The following is a 22,520-nucleotide window of genomic DNA, read 5'->3' on the forward strand; positions in this document are numbered from 1 at the left end:
GCTTTAAATTTTAGATCTGAAAATTACTTGAATATTCTCTTTGGGGATAAAATACGTTATAACGTCTCCTCCCTTAAACTCATTTAAAATTTCTTTTAAAATATCTACAATCTCCTGCTTTGTTATATCCCCAAGATCACTTCTTATAGATTCCAGTCCATATATTAGTATAAACGGATTATCCGTATCTTTTTTACCTGTATATTCATTATGTATATTCCTCAGATCGATTTCTATATCTTTACCCTTGTAGTGCAAGATCCATATATCTTCGCCGCTATAGTTCATATCTCTAGGATCTCCGATAGTGATACTGCGTACTACAAAAAGCCAAATGCCCCTATCTCGATCTATGCACCAATCTCTCGAATTTAAATCTACCAAATCAAGCTCACCCTGATAATACTTATTGCATATCTCATTGCACGGTTTTAGCAAATCGTATTTCTCGATATCCTCTTTTGAAATACGCTCTGTAACAAACGCCATTCTCTCCTCCTTAAGAATTTAAAATTTTAAGACTGCTTGCGGGTTGCCGCCGTCTTTTGCTCTTGCGACAGATCGTTTAGCCATTTGCGCAAATGGCTAAATATACGCCAAATTTCATCTTTCCGCGCCGCGTAAATTTTAAAATTTCGCTTTTATGTAAGCGCTGTTTTCTTGCGGGTCTCTCGCCGATAACTCGCCGCCTGCTGCTTAGATGAAATTTTAAAATTCCACTACCTGAGCGCACGGATAAAATTTTAAAATTTTGCCGTCCGCGCGCACGAACGAAATTTTAAAATTCCACGCCGCTTAACACGAGCGGGTGAAATTTATAAAAAAATTTCGCCGTCGCAAATCAAAGCGCAAATAAACGCGCCGCTGCGCACAGAAATCGAGCGAATTAACAAAAGTCGCGTTTGAATTTTATCGGTAAATTTATGAATTCCGCCTACGCTTCGGCGGTTTCGTTTTCGTCGATTACGGCTTGCATCGTATCTCTGGCGTGCTGCAGCCAATCTTTATCGCTCGTGTCGAGCAGGTCTAGGTAGATGATTTTGACGTGTCCGCTGTGGACGGTGAAATCGTGAGAGTTTGCGATGTGCTGCGTGCCGATGAGCACCACGGGCTGGACGCGCAGACCGAGCTTGCTAACGATCGCTTTGGCGCCGCTTTGGAATTGCAAAAGCTGCGTACCGCGATGTCTGGTGCCCTCGGGAAACATCGTAATGACGCGCCCCTCGCTCACGCGCTGCTGCACTTCATGCACGATCCGCACCAGATCGCGCGGATTTGAGCGATCGACCTGGATCATCTTCGGAAGCGTGATGATTTTGCCGATGATAGGGATGTCTGCGATCTCTTTTTTAGCGATCCAGCAGATATCGGCGGGATGAGTCTCTTCAAGCACGACGATATCCATTATGCTTTGGTGGTTGGCGATTACTAACTGCGCGCGCGGATCGGGAGTGCCTATGATCTCGATATCATATCCGACGCCATAGCGCTGAAAGCGCCCCCAAATGCGGCGGAAGCGGCGATGAGAGGAGTTTTTCACCGCCATGGCGATCACGACGCAAACGACGGTAAAAATAAACCAAATCGCGTAAAATAGCGCTCTAATCCTTGACAAGCTCATCCTTTTTTACCCAGCCGATCTTATTGCCGCCCAGCATAATTTTGTAAAAATCCTTATTCGTGCCCAAAATTTCGACCTTTTCGGCATTTTTAGTTACGTAAAATACAGTGGAGCTTTGCATAGGCAGAATTCTAACCGGGGAATTTTGCGCGATACTGCCCGTGCCGTAAGGCCTTTGTGCGTAGAAATTTACCGCCAAAATCAGCACCGCAAAGATAAGCGGCGTGATATTTTTACTAAGCAGAAACATCACCAAAAGTACGGCAGCTAGCGTGTAGATCGCGATCTGCTTGTAGGCTTCGAATTTGCTCTCTTTTGGATTCAGACCGATCTGCGTGCTAAGATCCTCGGCGCGCGGATTAAGCTCAAGCCCGAAATTTTCAAATTTTTTAGTATTAAGATTAAAATAGCTGAAGTCTAAATTTGTGATATTTTTATCCACGACGGCGAAATAATATCCGCTCTGACTTGCGTATGTGCCGCGTACGGAGTCCACGCCCTGTTTGATAATGGCTGGATTATCGATGCTAAAAGCGCCGATTGCGCCGTTTCGGATACCAAGATCGAGCGTGAGTAAATTCGATGCGTCGTCAAATTTTGTAGTTTTGTAGTTTTTAAGTTTCAGCTCGTCGGCTACGATATGCGAAAAATTAGGCTTCGTGTCAAGCTTCATAAATTCCGGATTATCAGGTTTGATAGAGCTTTTTTCAAAGAATTCTCCGTTGCGCTGCAAGGTCAAAACGAGCTCATTGATCTTGTCGCTCTTATCGCTTGCCGCAAACCACAGCGTCGTCTCAAACATCTCGTCACCCTCAATCCACGTAAGATTGTCGGCATTAAGCCACTTCATACCATTGGTGCGGCTGATCTCCAGCTTTGGCTTAACGGTGATTTTCTGCCCCAAATATACGGCGAAGTCAATCTTAAAAATTTGATTGCAATACACCTTCCTAGGCATTCCACTGGCTTTTAGCGTAAGCTCTTTGGGTTTGATGTCCTGATAAATTTTATCGTCGGATACATCCAGATCGACTTCGTTAGTAGGCGCCAGAGCCTTAAGATCGTCGATGCTTAGATTATCCATCGACATAACCTCTTTTTTATTATACTTCAGCATCACCTTGGAATTATCGCGCGTCTGCGGCTCGTCGGGCTTATCCTCAGCTTTTTTCGGCGCATATTTACTTAGATCGTCAAGCGAATCGATCTCAATCTCCGGCGCAGCAAACGCAAGCGTACAGACACCTAAAATAGTAAGAATTTTTTTTAGCAAATTAAGCCTTTTAGCATTTTCTCTCCGTCCGTGCCGCCCAAAATAGGCTCTATCGCGCGCTCAGGATGCGGCATCAGGCCGAAAATTTTTTTGTTTTTATCGCAAACCCCGGCGATTGCGTCCACTGAGCCGTTCGGATTTAGATCCGCGCCGTTTTCGTCGCAATATTTTAGCAGCACACAATCCTCGTCGTATAGCGACTTTAGCGTATCTGCAGGCGCATAGTAGTTGCCCTCGCCATGCGCAATCGGGATATTTAAAATTTCGCCCTTATCGCAACAGTGCAGAAATTTATTATCGTTTGAAACGACGCGCAGATGGTGAAATTTTGAGATAAAGCTTAAATTTATATTTTTATTCATCGCGCCTGCGAGCAAGCCTAGCTCCAAAAGCATCTGAAAGCCGTTGCAGATACCCAAAATATAGCCGCCCTTTCGCGCGTGATCAAGTATCGCTTGCATTACGGGGCTAAATTTAGCAATCGCCGCGGTTCGCAGATAATCTCCGTGGCTAAAGCCGCCGGGAAGCACGATCAGATCGGCGTTTATGTCGGTTTCTTTATGCCAGATTATCTGCGTTTCGCAACCAAGCTTATCAAAGGCGTATTTGCTGTCGCGCTCGCAGTTGGTGCCTGGGAAATTGACGATCGCTACCTTCATATCACGATCTCGTAGTCTTCGATGACGGTGTTTGCCAAAATTTCATCGCACATCTTGGCAACTTCGGCATAAATTTTATCCCTATCCTCGCCATCTAGCTCAAGGACAATCTGTTTAGCTACGCGCACATCTCGCACGCCGCTAAATCCAAGCGAAGCGAGGGCGTGTAAAACCGCCTTGCCCTGCGGATCGAGCACGCCCTGCTTAAGCCTTACGTTTACGATCACCTTCATCGCTTATCCTAGAATTCTACGCAAGACCTCTTCGTAGGCCACTTTTACGCTACCGAGATCCTGCCTGAATACGTCCTTATCGAGCTTTTTATCGGTCTGTTTGTCCCAAAAGCGGCAGCTATCGGGGCTGATCTCATCTGCAAGCAGGATATTGCCGTCCTTATCTCTGCCAAGCTCGATTTTGAAATCCACGAGCTTTAAATTTCGCTCATCAAAAAATTTAATCAAGATTTCATTGATCTTGCGCGCGATCTTTTTGAGCTCATCAAGCTCGCTTTGGCTCTTTACGGCGCCAAGCAGCAAGCAATGCTCGTCGTTTAGGATAGGATCGCCCAGCTCGTCGTCTTTGTAGCAAAACTCCACCAGCGTAAACGGGAGCTTCGTACCCTCTTTGATGCCCAGACGCTTTGTAAGCGAGCCAGTGGCGATATTACGAGCGATGATCTCAAGAGGGAAAATCTTGCATTTTTTTACGAGCTGCTCGGTCGGACTGATCGTCTCAACAAGCGCAGTAGCGATGCCGTGCTTTTTAAGCAGATCAAAAATCAGCGTCGAAATTTTACAATTCAGCGCGCCTTTGCCGCTCTCTTCGGCCTTTTTGACGCCGTTAAACGCCGTCAGCGAATCTTTAAATTCCGAGATCAAAAGGTCGTCACTTTCGTTAACCGACCACATCTTCTTGCCCTTGCCTTCGTAGATGAGCTCTTTTTTGGTAGCTTGCATCACACTCTCCTTACTTGATGTTTAGAATTTTTATCGCGTCTATTGCGGTTTTTAACTGGATATCGTTATTAATCTGCTCTACGGTGATGAAATTTTTCTCATCCTTTTTCTGAGCATCTTTTTTCTTGGTCTCGACCTTGGCTAACTCGCCTTGCAGGTGCTTTTTGAGATCGGCTTCTTTTAGCGAGAATTCATCCTCGTCGCGACTCGGCACCTTGCCCGGCGCCACTATGAGATCAGGCGTCACACCCACCGCTTGGATAGTGCGACCGCTTGATAGATAGTATCGCGCTATGGTAAGCCGCAGAGCCTCTTTATCCTCTATCGGCAGGATTACCTGCACGCTTCCCTTGCCAAAAGTTTTTTCACCAACTAACACGGCGCGCTTTAGATCTTGAAGCGATCCGCTTACAATCTCGCTCGCGCTTGCACTGCCGCCATTGACCAAAACCACAAGCGGTAGATCGGTGATCTTCTTTTTAGGATCGGCGTTATGCGCTTCGGTTTCGTTTTTCGCGCGTCCTTTTTGAGAGACGATAAGCCCTTTGCTGACGAATAAATTTACAAGCCCGATCGCTTGATCCAAAAGCCCGCCTGGGTTGTTTCGCAGATCCAAAATAATGCCCTTGGCGTCTTTATGCTCTTTTATAAATTTGCTTGCATCCGGAACTACGTGCTGGTCGAAATTCGTAACGCGCAGATATAAAATTTTATCATCCTCGATCATCTTAGCATAGACCGATTCTACTTTGATTATGTCGCGGACGATCTCGACGTCGAAAGGCTTGCTAACACCCTTGCGCACGATCGTTAGAGTGATTTTAGTTTTCGGCTTGCCGCGCATTTTTGAGACCGCATCGTCGATCGTGATGCCGAAGGTCGCGTTGCCGTCGATACGCAAGATCACGTCGTTAGCCTGAATGCCCTTTTTATCCGCCGGAGTGCCCTCGATAGGCGAGATGACGGTCAGAGCGCCGTCTTTCATACCCACCTGAATTCCAAGCCCGCCGAACTCGCCTTCGGTCTGGACTTTCGTGTCGTTAAACGCCTTTTCGTCCATGTAGCTTGAGTGCGCGTCGAGGTTATTCATAAGCCCCGAGATCGTCTTATCCACGAGCTCCGAGAAGGTCATCTCATCGACGTAATTGTTTTCGACGATCGCAAGCGTTTTGGTAAGCTTTGCTAGCGCCTCCAGACGCGTTTTTTCGCTGTCTGGTTTTTTAGTCGCATTGACCTCTCTGGCTTGTAAATTTCCGGTAAAAAAACTAACGCCTAAAAATAAAGAGAAAATAAATCCCAAGCCGAAGAAGAGGTGTTTTTGTCGCAAAGTTTATCCTTGAAAGTAAAATGGAGTGAATTTTATAGAAAATTGGCTAAAAATAAGGTAAATTTCATACGAAATTTGCGCGTTTACGGATAAATTTAAGCCAAAAATTTTAAAATCTCACTAAAAAACCTTGACATAAACACACTAAAGTTATATAATGCAATCAACTTCAACTTTAGGAGAAAATTTATGAACGAAACTATTGAAATTCTAACCGACAAAATGCGCTCTTTGCTCGAAAGCAGCGTTTCTTTAGCGATCCATTCCAAAAATAGCGAAGTGGGCGTATTGCATATGCTCTGGGCTTTGGTAACCGACAGCGGCTCGGTTCTAAATCAAATTTTTAATAAATTTAGCATCGAAAAGACTGCGGTCGAGCTTGAAATCAAAAGCGAAATTTCAAATTTGCCGACCAGCTCAAACGTCACGAAGGAAAACGTGCGTATCTCGCGCGAGCTGATGAACTCGCTAGAGGTCGCAAAGGGGCTGATGACGAGCTCGGGCGATAAATTTATCGCCGTAGATACCTGGCTGATCGCAAATTTAAACGCCGATCCGCTAAAGAAAATTCTGTCTAAATTTGCGGATCTTAGCGAGATCAAAAAAGAGCTTGAGGCGCTTCGCGGCGGTAAAAGTATCGATTCGCAAACCGCCGACGAGACGCTTGAGGCGCTTAGCAAATTCGGCGTCGATCTCACCGCTAAGGCAATCGCAGGCGAGCTCGATCCTGTCATCGGTCGCGACGAGGTGATCTCGCGAATGATGCAAATTTTAATTCGCAAGACGAAAAACAACCCTATCCTACTCGGCGAACCGGGCGTGGGAAAAACCGCAGTCGTCGAGGGTCTTGCGCAGCTGATCGCCAAAAAAGAGGTTCCGCTCAGCCTGCAAAACAAACGCGTCATCGCGCTTGATATGAGTGCGCTGATTGCGGGCGCGAAGTACCGCGGCGAATTTGAGGATAGGCTCAAAGCCGTCATAAACGAGGTCGTAAAAGCCGCAAACGTCGTGCTTTTCATCGATGAAATTCACACCATCGTAGGCGCAGGCGCAAGCGAAGGTTCGATGGATGCCGCAAACATCCTAAAGCCCGCCCTTGCGCGCGGCGAGCTGCACGCTATCGGCGCTACGACGCTGAAAGAGTACCGAAAGTATTTTGAAAAAGACGCCGCGCTTCAGCGCCGTTTCCAGCCCGTAACGGTCGCGGAGCCTAGCGTGAGCGAGGCTACGGCGATCCTGCGCGGCATAAAGGAGCGGCTGGAGGTGCATCACAACGTCACCATCACCGATAGCGCGCTTGTGGCGGCTGCAAGGCTAAGCGACCGCTACATCAGCGATAGATTTTTGCCGGATAAGGCGATCGATCTCATTGACGAAGCGGCGGCGGAGCTTAAAATGCAGATCGAAAGCGAGCCCAACGAGCTTGCCAAGGCTAAGCGCGACATCCTCACACTTCAGGTCGAAAAGGAAGCCCTTAAGATGGAGGATGACGGCAAAAACGACGAGCGGCTCGCGCAGATCGACAAAGAGATCGAAAATTTAACCGAGCAGAAAAACGCGCTTCAGGCTAAATTTGAAAACGAAAAGTCCGTATTCGGCGGCATAAGCGAGGCTAAAAAAGCAATCGATAGCCTCAAAAACGAAGCTAGCTTAGCAAGACGTAACGGCGATCTTAGCAAGGCCGCCGAGATCGAATACGGCAAGATCCCCGCCGCGCAGGCGAAGGTTAAGGAGCTTGAGGCGAAGTGGGACGCGATGAAAGAAAACGGCGTGCTTTTGCGAAACCGCGTGGACGAGGAGAGCGTGGCCGAAATTTTAAGCAAGTGGACGGGCATCTCGGTAAGCAAAATGCTCTCCTCCGAAAAGGAGAAATTCCTTCACATCGAGGAGCATCTAAAAGAGAGCGTCGTGGGGCAGGACGAGGCGCTACACGCCATCGCTCGCGCCGTCAAGCGCAACAAAGCGGGGCTCGTAAACGAAAACCGCCCAATCGGAAGCTTTTTGTTTTTGGGCCCTACCGGCGTCGGCAAGACCGAGAGCGCAAAGAGCTTAGCGAGGTTTTTATTCGATGATGAGCGAGCGATGATCCGCTTTGATATGAGCGAGTATATGGAAAAACACAGCGTTTCGCGCTTGCTCGGCGCGCCTCCTGGATACGTGGGCTACGATGAGGGCGGACAGCTTACCGAAGCGGTGCGAAGAAAGCCCTACTCGGTGCTACTTTTTGATGAGATCGAAAAGGCGCACAAGGACGTTTTTAACATCCTGCTTGGAATTTTAGACGACGGACGTGCAACCGATAACAAGGGCGTTACGGTCGATTTCAAAAACACGATCATCATCCTAACGAGCAATATCGGCTCGGCTAAGATTATGGAGCTTGACGCCAAAAATGCGGACAAGCCGCGCGAGGTTGCGCTTGCCGAACGCGAGGAGGCGGTAAAGAGCGAGCTGAAGAATTATTTCAAGCCCGAATTTATCAACCGTCTGGACGACATCGTGATCTTCAACGCCCTAAGCGAGGACGATCTCATCAAAATCGTGGGCATTATGTTTAAGAGTCTGCAAAAAACGCTCGCAAACCGCGGCATTAGCGCGAGCTTGAGCGAAAATGCCAAAAAGCTCATCGCCTCGGCGGGCTTTGATATCGAATACGGCGCAAGACCACTACGAAGGGCGCTTTACGACCTGGTGGAGGATAAGATCGCCGATATGATCCTAAGCGACGAGATCAAAACCGGCGATCGGATCGAAATAGGCGCGCGTGACGGCGAGATCGAGATAAAGAGGGTGAAGTAAAATCGGGCGGAATTTATCCTGCAGGGTAAATTCCTCGCTTTGGTGGAGTAAATTTGGCGAGGTAAATCTAAAATACTTTATTAATATAAATTGGGCGAATAATCTATCTCCTTGGGAATTGAAACTTGGTATTTTGCGCCATGATAGGATCGGCGCATAGTAGAATTCCATCCCGTTGGGAATTGAAACACGGATACCGACATTTCATTCCAGCTCTTTTCGGTAGAATTCCATCCCGTTGGGAATTGAAACAATCAAGCTGTTTTGATGGGGTAATAGCGAAAGTGTAGAATTCCATCTCGTTGGGAATTGAAACGCTCTATTTAAAATTTCATCTTTTCCTCTTTCGTAGTAGCATTCTGTAGAATTTACTGAGCCGAATTCTGCCCGATAAAATTTTTATCAAATTAAATTCTGGACTTGAAATTTTAAAATTTTATCGAGCAAGGCTCCGCATCTCAGAGCTTAGAATTTCAAATTTAAGAAGCAGCGACTTCAAGCTGCGTGGTTCGAAACACAAGGATTTTAGATTATAAAATTTAAAAAGGCGGGCAGGATTAGAATTTTAAAATTCGAAGTCAATGATCGAAATTTCGGACTTCGAAACTTAAAAATTTGAATCTGAAGCGGAGGCAAATTTTAAGATCATTTCAAAATTTACCCTTTTAAATTTACATATCTTGAGCTCTATTCATAAAATTTTGCATACAAATTTATGTAAAATTTAGCTAAATGGATAGGCGCTGAGATAGTTAAAGTAAAGTCTCGCAATGCTATGCCGCCAGTTTATAACACTGGCGGCGTTTTGTAAATAGTCATTAACAAAGCACGGCGTAGCATTAGAAGTACACAGTGCGTGAGGCTGGAGGATTAGTTCCCCCCAGCCGCTCGCAAACATCTGCATGATATCCGGATTATTTTTCATATCATCCATCGAGATATTGCTCATGCCGTTATTCGAAGCGTAAGCGTTGAGATCTTCGATGATCTTATTTATCTTACTAGCAGTGATATACTCTCCGCTAGCAAGCGCGATCTGCTCTATAGCACCGCCGCTGAATTGATTATTTATACGAACGGTATCGTTCTCGCCGTATTTTAATACAAGATCGTTGGCGACCCTTTGGAAGGTGATGTTTTCTTTCTTGATCCCCTCTTTAAATTTAATCGTATCGTTTCCGTAGATATCATAGATGGTATCGGCTCCGTTGCCTCTGCCGAATATGTAGGTATCATCACCATATCCGCCCTCTAATCTATCATTACCAGCTCCGCCTTCTAAGATATCGCTATCACCTTCTCCATAAAGGGTATCGTCGCCGTCTCCGCCGTAGAGGGTGTCGTTACCGTCCTCTCCGGATAGAATGTCACTACCTTCGCCGCCGTAGAGGGTATCGTTACCATCTTGACCGTAAAGTTTATCGTTGCCTTCGCCGCCGTAGATAGTGTCGTTACCGTCTTGTCCATTGATAACGTCGTTACCTTCAGACCCTACCATAATATCATTTGCATTAGTGCCGCTGGAATTGGAGGTTATCGTTGCTATATCTAGCTTATTTTGCGTCTCTTGTCCTATGGCGGCTATATACTCGCTTAGCACCCCTCGTTTATTCGCTCCGTATGCGAACTCTGCAAGTAGGCTAAGTCCTGCTGCGAACTCCTTTTTGCTCTGAAACAATGTAGCAAACTCTGCCAAATCCACGAAAGCCTTCTTCGGGTCGCTTAGGTTTATCTCTTTAAATTTATCGATTACTTTGGTGAAATTTAGTCTGAAATCATACTTCGGCTTAGCAGATGCGTTTGCACCGCCGCTTGCAGACCCCGAGGCACCGCCCGCAGCCGTATCGTTAGGCACGGAGATCATATCTAGACTTATCAGATCGGCATAGCCTTTTAGTCTCGTTTGAGCCAGTAGCGATGCATAGGAGTAGTTTAAAATTTTCTCATAAGTTTCGTTCGTGTTTTTGATGATGGCTTTTATATCGTCGTTGCTTATATAATAGAGTTCTGCAGTCTTTGAGCCGGTGAAAGCATCGATTACCTTGATCTTATATTTTATGCTCTCAAATTCCTTTAGTAGGTTTTCATCTATGGATTTAGAACTATCTAGAAGCGCTCTGTATTGAGACGGAGTGAGGCTTAGTCTTCTGGCGTTTGGATTACCAGAGTTTATCACATTACCGTCTGCATCTACATTGATGTTTGATCCTGCGCCTAAATTTACATTGCTTGGAAGCTTCACCCCTTTTAGGTTTACTTCGTAGCCCGCGGCATTAGAATTTCCGCCCGTGCTTCTTGCCGCAGTCTCGCTCCAGGCTTTTATAAGAGCAGGCAGAGCCTTGAGCTGCTCCTCTTTGGTACTTAAGCGAGAGTAGCTATCTAGTGCGGCAGCTAGCTCTTTATTTAATGCAGCGGCCGATCTTAGATCTCTTAGTAATCCAAATCCTTTAATATTTGCCCTAGCCATATCTTCTGAGTTTAACGGCGCCTCGTCTTTAAATTTAGAATTTATCGTATCTACGTTGAAATTTAGATCGCCCATACTATGAGCGGTGCCGTCTTTTTTAATATAGCTTCCCTTTAGGCTTAGGGTATTTCCGCCTCCTAGATCTTCGTTTACCTCATTGTGATTTAGGCTTAGGCTAGCGATGCCTAGCTCATCTAAGCTCTTTAGCTCGCCTTCGTCTGAGATCCCGTTAGAGTTCGCATCCTGCCAAATTTTAAGATCTTTAAATTTATCGTCTTTATTATCTATGAGCCCGTCGTTATTGCTATCGAATTCCTTTAAAGCTTCGTAGCCGTCCTTGGCTAGTCTTTGATTGCCATCTTTATCTTTTATCTGCGTGAAATTTCCAAATAGCTCGCTGCCGTCGTCTATCTTACCGTTGCCGTTACGATCGTAGGCTAAAATTCCATCCTCTTTGCTGATCCAAGAAGATCTGTGAGATACTCCGTCGCCGTTATGATCGAAGTAGGCTCCGCCGTTAGGTGCAGGACTTATGCCGATCTTGCCGTCTCCGTTAAGATCAAGGGCGAGAGGGTCGTAGATTAAGAAGTTAAAAATAGAACCGAGGAATTGACCTATGGAATTTATAGCATTTCGTAATGTATGGTTAAATTGTTCCACTAAATATGGTAATGTATCTTTTGCATTTTCCCACCTATTTGGATCTTGCCAAAAATTTTTAAATTCCTCCAGCCATTCCTGATCTCTACCTTTCCAGTTTTCGTCAAATGGATCAATAAAATATAAAAGAGCGTCTCTATTTTCATATAAATACGAAAACAACTTGCTACCGACCGCCATAGCTGCCATACCTATCAACAAACTTCCTACCGTTACCGTTCCGCCCATTAAAGCCATAGCTGCTGCTGCGGTCAAATAGCCGCCACCTAGAGAAACCGAATATTCGCCTATTAGATCGCTAGCCCGCTGCGCATCCCCCTCTTCCAGTGCTTTATATGCTTCGTACGAAACCCAACCTGCGCTTAATACGAGGCCTGCAGTTCCTATCTTATTTAATGTGCCGATAACTTTAGCTGGTGGCTCATTTTTTAGAACTTTAGTAATCTCTTTGATCTTATCGCTATATGACATTTTCTCATTATTAACAATCTCTCTTGTGATTTTATCAATGTTCTTTTCGTTGTCGCCTATCGCTATCGACGCATCTGTAGGCTTTTTATTTCCTGTCGTATGTTCGGCATTACCGTTCACCGTTTTATTTTGATGGGAGATCAAATCTTTTGTTTTGGTATGCAAGATCTCATTATATTTGATATTTTTTCTAGCGGTTTCGAAGTCTTTTTGATTTAGCTCGTATAGTTCGCTTTTACCGGTGATTTCTAACACTGTCTTTCTATCGCTTATTATAAAATTTAGTTTTTCTTTATCGGTAGCATAAGAATTTAGTTTAGAGGCAAATTCCGCCTTATCCATACCGTTGATTTTAGTAATGTTTTTATTCTTGAGAAGTTCGGGGAGTTCAGTTCTAAAAAATACCCTTTGCGTTTTAGCGTCGTCGCCTAAAGTTATAACCGTTTCCCCCTTGGCCGTCTGCACAAAATTTCTTGATACGATATCCCAAGCGCCTTCTGTTTTTGGCTTTACAAGCTTACCGCTTTTATCGTATTCTGAATCTATACCGCCTAATAAAATACCTTCTCTTGATGTGTAGTTTTTTAAATTAGGTTCATATCCATAAAAATTTTTCCAAATTCTTTTGAAAATAATATTATCATTGTTAATATTGGTTAGAAATTTATAAGCTTCCGTCTTATTTATAATTCTAATATTCGGACTTTTTGTTGCTATCTCTGCAGCTTTATTAGCGCTACTATATAGCACGGTTGTCTCGCCTTCACTTTTAGTACCTAGTTTTCTAACCATATCGTTTAGAAAAAATTTCTCAAAATTTTCAGCGGTTACCTTAGCGCCGCTACTAGTGCGCACATCTTTACCGTTTGCAATATCTGCTAAAATTTGATCAGCTTGTTTACTCGTCATTTTTTATCCTTTATATTTAATCGTGCAGAAAAGTTACGACTTCGTGTTCTTTTGGAACATATTCCCTATTTTCAATACCGCCACTACCATACTCAGACAAGGCTTCATTTAAAATTTTATAAAGCTCATCTATCGAAATACCCCCAATGTCAGAATTTACACTTCGGAATTTATATTTGATTTTAAATGGATTTTCCGTGAAATATTTACTCGTTGTATCATCATAAATTCGCCTTATATCAAGCTCAATATTTTTACCTTTATAATGAAGCAACCAAATATCCTCGCCCGTATAGCCATCTCGTGGATCCGGTAATTGAGGGCTACCGATAAAGATAAGATAAGTCTGTTTTTGTTTATCTATTACCCAATTTAACCATCTAATATCTTGATCGCTCAATAAAGGTTTTCTAAATTTTGTCCTAATTTTATTAACAGTGTCTATAACATTATATTTCTTCAAGTCCTCTTTCGAAATATATTCTGCTACAAATGCCATTCTCTCCTCCTTAAGAAATTTTTAATAATCTTAGATTTTACGATATGTTTATATTCGCCTATGCGCTCATAAATATATAGTAGGAAGTAGGGTTTGTTTTATTAGAGCTTGCTTAGCAGAGCGTTTATCCGTTTTAGCGCTTGCGTTATAAAGAGCTTTTTGCCGCTACCGGCTCTTTATCGCAATCTCTCATCAAATCCCCTACTCACATAAAAATTTTGCCGCATTTTACCTTTTTATTCTTACGGCATATTTAAAATTTAAAAGTGCTTTGCCATATCAAATTCCAAGGTTCTTTGCTGCTCTAAATTTTAAAATTTTACTTCTCAGCACTGCAAAATACAAAGCCTAAAGCCGAATGCAAGACGCGATGTAAAACAGATAGCTATTCACATAAGCTTGCCGAGCGCCCTACTCACACCTTCCGTATCTAGACATTAATTCCGCTTTTTTGATATTAAAGCTAGCTTTTTGCGTATGTTCTTTAAGAGCTAATTCCTTTTTTAAAGAAGCTATTAGAGAGTTTAAAACATCTATCTTTGAGCTTTCGTTGCCGGCATTTAATCTTTTTTGCATAGTTAGGATATCTTTTGAAATTTTAGAGGAATTAGATAGGATTTTATCGTATTCGTCCTTTTTAGATAGAAATAGTTTAAGATCTGCGATCTGCTTTTCGTATTCTAATTTAGCTTCTTCTTTTTTAGATAAAATCCTCTCTTTATTTATCTGCTTTTCTTTGATCTGTGCGGCGCGCTTGCCTCCGTCAAATAGACTCATATGCACTGTAAGCCCCGCTCTATATCCATGTCTTTTGACATCCTTTCCGGCGCGGCTAAAGTCGTCTCTGTCGCTACCGTAAAGATCATATCTGCCGTAGAGCGAAACGGTAGGATAATAAAGTCTCTCTTGCGATTTCATGCTCAGCTCATTTGCGGCTAATTCATGATCAAATCCTTTGGCAATTACGCTATCTTCAAAGGGTACGAAGTCTGAGCTGATACTATTAGCTCCGCCTAGATCCGAAAGATAAAACACGTTTGGAATTTTAACTCCAGAAAGCGAGTAAATTTTATTTAAAACATTATTTGCGTTTAGTTCTAATTGAGACAGTTCATAGCTCGTATCGGCTAGCGCTATAGCTTGATCTGCCAGGACAGTTTTGCTTAGCTCGCCTGCGCCCGATAGTCTTTTTTCGTAGATATAAAGCATCTCGTAGGCATCTTTTAACCGCTCATAGATTTCTATTCTGTTTTTATATCCGAGCGCCTCGTCGTAAAGCTCCAAAAGCTTAATGGAACTATCCATATACGAAGAGCATCTTTTAAGATCTGCTTGTTTGATATTCTCTTCGGCAGCTTCGATCGCTAACTCATCCGCGCCGAATTTAAATATATCTTGGCGCAGCACAAGCGAGACGGAGTTGCCGTAGCCGCTTTGCGAGACTAGACTATCGTCGCCGATTTGCACGGAATTATAGCGGGCGCCGTAGCGTTTGGCGTATTCGCTATTGGCATTAATTCCAAGCTCGGGATAGCGCGAGGCCTTTTGATACTCTAGCTCGTTGCGAGCGCTTTGCACATCCAGTCTGGCTAAATTTAAACTCGGTGAATTGGCTAAAGTATGCTCTAACAAGGCGTCGAAGGAGAAGGAGCTTGGAGCTGCCTTTGAATTTGAATCAAGCTGCCCGTCCAATCTTTTTTGATTTATATCCCGTATTTTTGATCTGTCGAGTCTATAAATTTTAGTAGGGGCTTCGGCTTTGGGATTTGAATCCTTTGAGGCGTCTTGCGAGCTATCTTGTTTGGGGCCAGTCTCGGGAGCGGAGAGATATTTTTCCAAAGCGCTCTGAGTGTTTGGCGGGGTTTGCTTGCTCGATACACTTTGTTTATCGGACGTTAGCTTTTGTAGGGATCTTTGAGTTTGAGTGGATTGTTGTGCCAATATTTTATTGGACGTGGATTTTTGCATTATTGATTGGTTTTGAATGGACGTTTTGTTGGGAGCGGATCCCTGCGCGATAGTTTTATCAAGAGAGGATTTTGGTATGTCAGTTTGATTTTGAGTATATGCTTTATTAGAGGTAGGTTTTTGCACACTCGTTTTATCGGAAGCGAATCTTTGCACATTTGCTCTATCTGGGATGGGTTTCGGTGCGGCGGAGTTAAATTGATCCGCTGCGTTTAACGTGCCCGCGCCCAAGATCAAAGCAAAAACGGTGAAAGCTATTTTAAATTTATCCGAATGAGGTTTAAATTTATCCAAATTAGGCTCTTTATAAATGAAATTTTAATGCATTTTATACGAAAGGGGATTAAAATTTTATAAAACGGCGGATGAAATTTTAAGTTTCGTCTTAAAAATTGAAAGACTAAAGCAAGCGCTTCAAGACATATCCGATCCGTAAAGCGTCGGCGTATATTAAATTCTAAAACGCTTAAAGAAAGAGTATTTAGGCGAGATCGCAAAAGAGAAGCTGCAAGAGCGTAATGGGGCAGCGGATCAAATGGAGCAGAATCCATAAAAGTCGTGTCTCATTTGCCTTCCCATTCGTCTCATTTTACGCTATGAAGTGTGCCGCGTATAAATTATAAATACCGATAGAATGGAGCTATCCGTCAAGAGGCGATAGGCTCTTGACGGATAATATGATATGTCGTTCCGCCATTTTTTGCTCCATTGGGTTTGTTTGAGACGTTTTAGCGCTTTTATGGGGGTTTTCTTTTTTCGACTATATTTTTTGTATATTACAGCTACACGTAAATTTAAAAACACACCCACGTATTTTTTAATCATCATAACTATAAAAGTTATAAGCTTAAAAGATATTGTTCTTTGTGATTGCAATGCTCTATGACTTCTTTTAATACTATGAGATGTTTTTCGCTGCAACTATTAAGCTTCAATGTTCGCTTTTGGTGTTATGAGTGCATGAGCTTTTAGAATATCTACTTTATCCTTTTATTCATTATTTGGTCTTTTCATCGCTCTTTTATATTCCTATATCATTTGTTTGCTCCATAATCTGATGGATGGCTGCTTTGGTGTTTATTGGTATGTGAATAGCTACCTATTTTATATCGTGTATTGCATTTACTTCTATGCTTTATAATTTTGCGATACTGCGAAGTAAAATTTTAAAATTTAAAGCAGCAAAAGACCTTTAAATTCGATATGGTAAAGCAGTTTAAATTTTAAATACTACATAAGAATAAAAGGGTAAAATGCGCCAAATTTTTATATGATTAGGGGATTTGATGATAGATTATGATAAAGGACTATAGCGGCAAAAACGATTACTTACTAAAAAATCTAGAAATTCTTGTATCTGTTCTAAAATTTCAAGTCATATTTGAACAAATAAAAAACGGTAAATAGCCGCCCACCTCTCTTCCTTCCCTACCTTACGCTAAGCCCTTCGTCCAGGTATTTGATGACGGGATAGATAAATAGCTCTATTACGCGCCTTTTGCCCACTTTTACTTCGGCAGTTACGCTCATACCGGGCTCGATCTCCTTTTTGATCCCATCTACGATTAAAAATGTAGAATCGGGTCTAATCTTTACTTCGTAAATTTCTCCTAGCTTCTCATCGTTTATCGCATCGTTTGCTATGTGGATGAGCTCGCCTTCAAGCTTGCCATATTTTTGAAAGTCGAAGGTTTGAACTTTAATCGCCACGCTTTGATTATTTTCCAGATAGCCTATGTCTTTATTAAGCACGTTTGCTTTGATGATTAAAGGCTTGTCGCTAGGCACTACTGAGATTAAATTTTCTTGATTAGTTATGGCGGTTCCTTGCGTATTTACGAGTAGCTTTCCCACAAAGCCGTCAACCGGAGAGGATATGATCTGCTGTCTGGTTTGAAACAAGATCGCGTTGATCTCTGCTTTTAGCGAGCTTGCTTCCTTCTGCTTGGCTAGCATCTCATCGAGCCACTTAGATATGCTTTGGCTTTTAAAGGCTTCCAGCTCTTTGGCTAGCTCATCTAAATTTGCCCTTTGTTCGGCGAGCTTCTCTTTTGAAATTTTAAGATTGGAGTTTAGCTCGATTACCTTGGATTTGAGTTCATATAGATCCTTGCGCGCTATTATATCTTTTACTTTATTTAGATTGCTTAGCCGTGCCTCATCTATCTTTAAAATACCACTTAGTCTCTCGACCTCTAAATTAGTAGAGTTTATCCCCATTTGCAAAGCTTGCATTTTTAGATTATAGACGTTTATGCTCTCTTCGTAGTTTGATTTTTGCGTATTGTATAAGCTCAGTTCATCTGCGCTGATATTGGCGTCTAAGCTTTTGCCCGAGCTTAGAGCGTCGAGCCTTTTTATCGAGTACTCAAGTAGCGCCAAGCTCTCTTGCTTGGTGGATAAATTTACCGTAGAGACGCTGGGATCGATTAAGATAAGATGATCGCCCTTTTTTACTCTATCGCCCTCTTTTACTAAAATCTTAGAGACGACGCCGCTTTCGAGTGATTTTAAAATTTTAATCTCGCCGTCGGGCACGACCTTGCCGTTAGCGCTTACTACGATATCCACTTTGGCAAATACCATCCACAGCACGGCAAATATCAAAGCCCCGCAAGCGATCCATAAGATAGATCTTCCTAAAGGGTTTTGCGGAGCATCCTCTATCTCGATCAATAAAGGCTTAAACTCGTTTGAATCATCCTCTATTCTTTTGAAAATTTTTAGCATTGTTTGCAACTTTAATCTAATAAATTATTTCATAGCATGGCTATTGCGTTTAAATATCGCTAGTATTTTTATGGCGTCTTTGCTTACGCGAAACGGCACCGTATAGCCTTTAAAAACCAGATCCCTAGTATCTTTACGGTTAAGTTTAGGATTTTTTCTAAAACTATACGGGCGATTTGGAATATCTGAAATTTTAACAATCAGATCATCCGCAAGCTTAGCCGCCCTTTGGGGACTATCCTGCGCGATAAACATAATAATTTTATCCAAATCATTAAGGAATTCTTCGCTGTAGACAAGCTTCATATCTTAGGCCATTTTTTTAAAAAGCTTATTTAGGTGCTCCAACAGCTCCTCGTGCGAGCGATATTTCAGCTCGCCTCTATCGTCTGCATCTGAAATTTCCATAAGCCTAGCTTCATCCTGCGGGCTTAAATAATCGGGCCCATTATAGCTAATAACGGCGGTAGGATCATTTGCGATTATATCCTCTATGGCTTTAAGCGTTTTAGCGTTTGACGTTTGAATATTTATCGATGCAAGCATAGTTTATCCTTGTAGAAATCTAATTGAATTATGCCATAAATTTATAATAAAGCTCTTAAAGGCGGCGACGCGCAATAAATGGGTTTAAATTTAAAAGCGCTCTTGCGTTAAAATTTTATCCCGCCCTGCCCTTCGGCTTATCCTAGCTGCTTATCATATAAGCTCTTGTAGTAGCCGCCTAATGCCATTAGCTCCTCGTGCTTTCCGCGCTCTACGATCTCGCCCTTATCCAGCACTAAAATTTCGTCGCAATTCTTAACGGAATTTAGCCTATGGGCTATAATAATGAAGGTTTTTCCTTTTTTGATCTCGCTTAAATTTTTATTGATGATGCTTTCGCTTTCGTAATCAAGCGCAGAGGTCGCCTCATCAAAGATCAAAATTTTAGGATTATTTATGAGCGCTCTAGCGATTGCGATGCGCTGTTTTTGTCCGCCGCTAAGGCTGGAGCCGCGCTCGCCTACGAAGGTATCGTAACCTCCTGCAAGCTCTGCAATAAAATCATGAGCGCCTGCGATCTTGCTAACTCTAATGATCTCCTCCATACTCGCTCCGCTTGCGGCAAAGGCGATGTTTTCTTTGATACTGCCGCTAAATAGATAGTTTTCCTGAAGGACTACGCCGATGTTTTGCCTCAAAAGATAGGGATTTAGATGTCTGATATCTATGCCGTCGATATAAACGGCGCCCGAGCTTTGCAGATAGAGCCGTTCGATCAGCTTCGTAATCGTGCTTTTACCGCTGCCGCTTCTGCCGACTATGCCTACGCTTTTGCCAGGAGAGACGTGAAAGCTGATATCTTTTAGCACTAAATTTAGATCCGGCCTGTATCTAAAATTTACGGCGTCAAATTTTATATCTCCTTCTATATTATTTAGCGCAATCGGCTTATCGGTGCTCTGCTCGGTTGGAGTATTTAATATATCTCCTAGCCTATCAACGCTAAGAAGGGCTTGCTGAAACTCATTCCAAAGACCCACGAGCCTCATTACAGGAGCGCTAAATTGCCCTGCAAACATCTGAAAGGCGATGAGCTGACCGACGCTTAGTTTGCCCTCTATTACGAGCCCTACGCCGAAATATAAGATGCAAAGCGTCATAAGCTTTTGCAGTGCGGAGGCAAAGCCGCTTGCGACGTTGCTTAAATTTGAAAGATTAAAAGATGAGCGGACGTATCTGCCTAGATTTTCCTCCCACATCTTTTGCATACTGCCCTCGATCGCTAGAGATTTCACCGTCTGCATTCCGGTTACCGCTTCTACGAGATAGGAGTTTGAAGCAGCTCCCATTTGAAATTTATCCTCCAGCCTCTTTCTAAGCACCGGCGTGATAAAAAAGTAGATCGCAGCAATTACGCTTATAAATGCGATTGCGATCAGCGTGAGTTTAATACTGTAAAGCAGCATCATAAAGACAAATACGAAGCTAAATAAAATATCAAGTAGCACGCTTACGCTTTTATTTGCGATAAACTCTCTTATGCTATCTAGTTCTCGCACTCTAGCAACGATGTTTCCAACTTTACGGTTCTCAAAGTAGGTCATCGGAAGCAGAGCCAAATGGCTAAAAAGCTCGCTTCCTAGCCTGGCGTCAATTTTAGTAGTAGTGTGCGCGAATATATAATTTCTACTTAGGCTTAAAAGCATCTCAAATATGATGGTCGCCAAAAATGCAAATGCAATGACGTTTAGCGTGCTAATGCTATGATGGGTTAGAACCTTATCGAGCACCACCTGCGTAAAAAGAGGCGTCACTAGGCCAAAAAGCTGCATGATAAATGAAGCCAAAAGCACTTCAAATACGACCTTTTTAAAACTTAACATCCGCTTGTAAAACCAGGCAAAGCCGAATTTTATCTGAGAGTTTAAAGTTTTATGGGCTAGCACTATAAACTCGCCGCTGCAAAGATCAAATAGCTCGCTCGCGCCTAGCTCTTTTACGGAATTTCCGCCGTCAAATGCGATAAATTTAACGGCTACTTCTCGTTCTTGCGAGGATTTGGATGAGCGGGAGGCTTTAGATTCTTTGGCGGAGGAATTGTATGAGTTTGCGGAGGATGGAGACGGCGCGCTAGAAGAGAACGATGCGGATGAAGATGAGTTTAAAGAATTTGTCGTGTCGCCGCCAGGGCTTAATATCTCCTTAGAGCCCGCCGCGTCTTTGGAATTTGCGCTATTTAGATCGGCTGCCGTCTTGCTAGCGTTTGCCGCTTTAATATCCGCTTCGCTTTGCTGCTCGATCTTTAGGACGTTAAAGTAGCTTCCATCCTTTTTCTGAAGGATAAAGGGAGGCTTATAGCGCATCAAATTTGAAAGATTTAGCTTTTTGATTTTAGCCTTAAACTCGCAATGCTTAGCCATACGCACCAGCTCTTCGATCTGCGGCTCCTCGCTGCTTAGCGCAAATTTATTTATAAGCGCCTTGGCATCGAATGGGATATGATTTACGGCGGCTATCAGACCTAGCGAGCCCAGGGCGGTTTGCATCGGATACCTTTGAGTAAAATTTGAAGGAATTCTATTAAGTATATTTGAAACGGGGCTTAAATTCGGAAGGAATTTTAAAGAAATTTAAGGGATTGGGGAAATTTGTGAAACCAATAATAGCACGGCGGGAATGAATAGCTAGGAAAGCGCTAAAAATTTAAGAAGCCGCTTTAAAACAAAGCTCGGGAATATTTTATAAGCTTAAGCATACTTTTATAAATACGGCTATATAATCCGCGCCAAGGGATAACAAGAAAAGGACTGATATGAAATTCTACAGGTCTATTAAATTTAAAGCCTTGGCAGGCACGCTGCTTCTTATAATAATACTTTGCGCCGCATTTATTCGTATAATTCCCGATTACTCCACTTCGCGAGGTTTTGCTGTCGTTTCTATCTTTGGCTATAACAAATATCAACAGGGGTATTGTTTAAAAGAGGATAGAATTTTACCCAAAGAGGAGCGATTTAAGCGCGGAATTTTAGATCTTTTAAATAGACGTATGCTGTTTCAAGCCGTCGTTACCGACAAATGCTACTATGTATACGGCAGCAAGACTTGCAACTACGGCAATGGAGAATTTGCCGTTAAGGTAGGCTTTTATGAGACGGATAAATTTAATAACGATGATTGGCTGGAAGTTCTATCCAAAGAGTATGAGATAGAAAAAAGTAAAAATCAAGCCGCTTGGCCATATAGAAATATCTTTGTCGAGAAATTTCAAATAAAGCCCGTAGATATCGCGGAGAAGCTAAAGATAAATTTAAATAATAGAATGGCTGGCTTCGAAGAGCCTATAGTAGAATACGGCGGTTTGCGCGAATATATTTTATATTTTGATAAAAGCTTTATATTGTATGATAATTTCGAATTTAGATATGCTACGATTACGATATACGAAGGAGATACCATAAAAGATTTGTCAGAAGGAAAACAATATTATGACAACACCATAGAAAATGAATCGCGCGAAAAGAATTATTATTTAAAAATCGATACATGCGGCAATAGCGATTTTAAAATTTATAAAAACAATGTCGAAGAAATAGCGGATCGTTTGGTAAGAGAAGATTTGTTTAAAGGCGGCTGAAAAGCCTGATCATTTGAAATTTACTAAGCAAATTTCAAATCAAAAAATAAAATTTCAA

The 22,520-nt window shown here is 42.7% G+C and carries 16 protein-coding genes; 2 read left to right on the forward strand and 14 right to left on the reverse strand.

Annotated features, from left to right (window positions below; genetic code table 11):
- Window positions 1–3: 3 nt before the first annotated feature.
- The 7 genes from Q0380_RS08715 to Q0380_RS08745 all read right to left on the reverse strand — a co-directional run bounded on the left by Q0380_RS08715 (window position 4) and on the right by Q0380_RS08745 (window position 5,809).
- Window positions 4–489: a hypothetical protein gene (locus Q0380_RS08715; protein ID WP_298962757.1), complete on the reverse strand. Its 486-nt coding sequence runs from the start codon at window positions 487–489 to the stop codon at window positions 4–6.
- Window positions 490–934: 445 nt separating this feature from the next.
- Complete coding sequence (locus tag Q0380_RS08720; RefSeq protein WP_298962761.1) at window positions 935–1,621, reverse strand: lysophospholipid acyltransferase family protein; 687 nt, start codon at window positions 1,619–1,621, stop codon at window positions 935–937.
- Window positions 1,602–2,894 (reverse strand): SH3 domain-containing protein, encoded by a 1,293-nt coding sequence (locus Q0380_RS08725; RefSeq protein WP_298962764.1) that lies wholly within the window; start codon window positions 2,892–2,894, stop codon window positions 1,602–1,604. The genes Q0380_RS08720 and Q0380_RS08725 overlap by 20 nt, the downstream gene beginning before the upstream one ends.
- The gene (gene purQ / locus Q0380_RS08730; RefSeq protein WP_298962767.1) at window positions 2,888–3,553 is read right to left on the reverse strand and encodes a phosphoribosylformylglycinamidine synthase I; all 666 of its coding nucleotides are present in this window, start codon (window positions 3,551–3,553) and stop codon (window positions 2,888–2,890) included. The genes Q0380_RS08725 and purQ overlap by 7 nt, the downstream gene beginning before the upstream one ends.
- Window positions 3,550–3,786: a phosphoribosylformylglycinamidine synthase subunit PurS gene (gene purS, locus Q0380_RS08735; protein WP_298962770.1), complete on the reverse strand. Its 237-nt coding sequence runs from the start codon at window positions 3,784–3,786 to the stop codon at window positions 3,550–3,552. Before purS ends, purQ begins: the two co-directional genes overlap by 4 nt.
- Before the next feature lie 3 nt (window positions 3,787–3,789).
- Window positions 3,790–4,509, reverse strand: a complete 720-nt coding sequence (gene purC, locus Q0380_RS08740; RefSeq protein ID WP_297882374.1) for a phosphoribosylaminoimidazolesuccinocarboxamide synthase — start codon at window positions 4,507–4,509, stop codon at window positions 3,790–3,792.
- A gap of 10 nt (window positions 4,510–4,519) precedes the next feature.
- Window positions 4,520–5,809 carry a S41 family peptidase gene (locus Q0380_RS08745; protein ID WP_366806680.1) on the reverse strand — a complete coding sequence of 430 codons (1,290 nt, stop codon included), beginning with the start codon at window positions 5,807–5,809 and terminating at the stop codon, window positions 4,520–4,522.
- Between the two features lie 216 nt (window positions 5,810–6,025).
- Here Q0380_RS08745 and Q0380_RS08750 point away from each other — a divergent pair, with 216 nt between their 5' ends.
- Window positions 6,026–8,635 (forward strand): AAA family ATPase, encoded by a 2,610-nt coding sequence (locus Q0380_RS08750; RefSeq protein ID WP_298962773.1) that lies wholly within the window; start codon window positions 6,026–6,028, stop codon window positions 8,633–8,635.
- Between the two features lie 724 nt (window positions 8,636–9,359).
- Here the strand turns inward: Q0380_RS08750 and Q0380_RS08755 are convergent.
- The 7 genes from Q0380_RS08755 to Q0380_RS08785 form a co-directional block, all read right to left on the reverse strand.
- Window positions 9,360–13,142 carry a calcium-binding protein gene (locus Q0380_RS08755; protein ID WP_298962775.1) on the reverse strand — a complete coding sequence of 1,261 codons (3,783 nt, stop codon included), beginning with the start codon at window positions 13,140–13,142 and terminating at the stop codon, window positions 9,360–9,362.
- Window positions 13,143–13,158: 16 nt separating this feature from the next.
- Window positions 13,159–13,641 carry a hypothetical protein gene (locus Q0380_RS08760; RefSeq protein WP_298962777.1) on the reverse strand — a complete coding sequence of 161 codons (483 nt, stop codon included), beginning with the start codon at window positions 13,639–13,641 and terminating at the stop codon, window positions 13,159–13,161.
- 411 nt (window positions 13,642–14,052) lie between these two features.
- Window positions 14,053–15,903 carry a TolC family protein gene (locus Q0380_RS08765; RefSeq protein WP_298962780.1) on the reverse strand — a complete coding sequence of 617 codons (1,851 nt, stop codon included), beginning with the start codon at window positions 15,901–15,903 and terminating at the stop codon, window positions 14,053–14,055.
- A 1,134-nt stretch (window positions 15,904–17,037) separates the two neighbouring features.
- The gene (locus Q0380_RS08770) at window positions 17,038–18,339 is read right to left on the reverse strand and encodes an HlyD family type I secretion periplasmic adaptor subunit (protein WP_298962782.1); all 1,302 of its coding nucleotides are present in this window, start codon (window positions 18,337–18,339) and stop codon (window positions 17,038–17,040) included.
- Between the two features lie 24 nt (window positions 18,340–18,363).
- A complete protein-coding gene (locus Q0380_RS08775) occupies window positions 18,364–18,645 on the reverse strand; it encodes a type II toxin-antitoxin system RelE/ParE family toxin (protein WP_298962785.1) in 282 nt (93 codons plus the stop codon).
- Window positions 18,646–18,648: 3 nt separating this feature from the next.
- Window positions 18,649–18,885 carry a hypothetical protein gene (locus Q0380_RS08780; protein WP_298962788.1) on the reverse strand — a complete coding sequence of 79 codons (237 nt, stop codon included), beginning with the start codon at window positions 18,883–18,885 and terminating at the stop codon, window positions 18,649–18,651.
- A 137-nt stretch (window positions 18,886–19,022) separates the two neighbouring features.
- A complete protein-coding gene (locus tag Q0380_RS08785) occupies window positions 19,023–21,371 on the reverse strand; it encodes a type I secretion system permease/ATPase (protein WP_298962792.1) in 2,349 nt (782 codons plus the stop codon).
- Between the two features lie 266 nt (window positions 21,372–21,637).
- On the opposite strand from Q0380_RS08785, the gene Q0380_RS08790 reads away from it, so the two are divergent.
- Window positions 21,638–22,462: a hypothetical protein gene (locus Q0380_RS08790; protein ID WP_298962795.1), complete on the forward strand. Its 825-nt coding sequence runs from the start codon at window positions 21,638–21,640 to the stop codon at window positions 22,460–22,462.
- Window positions 22,463–22,520 lie beyond the last annotated feature (58 nt).

Source organism: uncultured Campylobacter sp. (assembly GCF_937959485.1).
Lineage (GTDB): Bacteria > Campylobacterota > Campylobacteria > Campylobacterales > Campylobacteraceae > Campylobacter_B.

Bases quoted from the DNA above. Each gene is read 5' to 3' on its own strand.
- Q0380_RS08755 (WP_298962775.1), bottom strand. From the start codon at position 13,142: ATGACGAGTAAACAAGCTGATCAAATTTTAGCAGATATTGCAAACGGT.
- purS (WP_298962770.1), bottom strand. From the start codon at position 3,786: ATGAAGGTGATCGTAAACGTAAGGCTTAAGCAGGGCGTGCTCGATCCG.
- Q0380_RS08750 (WP_298962773.1), top strand. From the start codon at position 6,026: ATGAACGAAACTATTGAAATTCTAACCGACAAAATGCGCTCTTTGCTC.
- Q0380_RS08770 (WP_298962782.1), bottom strand. From the start codon at position 18,339: ATGCTAAAAATTTTCAAAAGAATAGAGGATGATTCAAACGAGTTTAAG.
- Q0380_RS08720 (WP_298962761.1), bottom strand. From the start codon at position 1,621: ATGAGCTTGTCAAGGATTAGAGCGCTATTTTACGCGATTTGGTTTATT.
- Q0380_RS08775 (WP_298962785.1), bottom strand. From the start codon at position 18,645: ATGAAGCTTGTCTACAGCGAAGAATTCCTTAATGATTTGGATAAAATT.
- Q0380_RS08780 (WP_298962788.1), bottom strand. From the start codon at position 18,885: ATGCTTGCATCGATAAATATTCAAACGTCAAACGCTAAAACGCTTAAA.
- Q0380_RS08785 (WP_298962792.1), bottom strand. From the start codon at position 21,371: ATGCAAACCGCCCTGGGCTCGCTAGGTCTGATAGCCGCCGTAAATCAT.
- purC (WP_297882374.1), bottom strand. From the start codon at position 4,509: ATGCAAGCTACCAAAAAAGAGCTCATCTACGAAGGCAAGGGCAAGAAG.
- purQ (WP_298962767.1), bottom strand. From the start codon at position 3,553: ATGAAGGTAGCGATCGTCAATTTCCCAGGCACCAACTGCGAGCGCGAC.
- Q0380_RS08760 (WP_298962777.1), bottom strand. From the start codon at position 13,641: ATGGCATTTGTAGCAGAATATATTTCGAAAGAGGACTTGAAGAAATAT.
- Q0380_RS08790 (WP_298962795.1), top strand. From the start codon at position 21,638: ATGAAATTCTACAGGTCTATTAAATTTAAAGCCTTGGCAGGCACGCTG.
- Q0380_RS08715 (WP_298962757.1), bottom strand. From the start codon at position 489: ATGGCGTTTGTTACAGAGCGTATTTCAAAAGAGGATATCGAGAAATAC.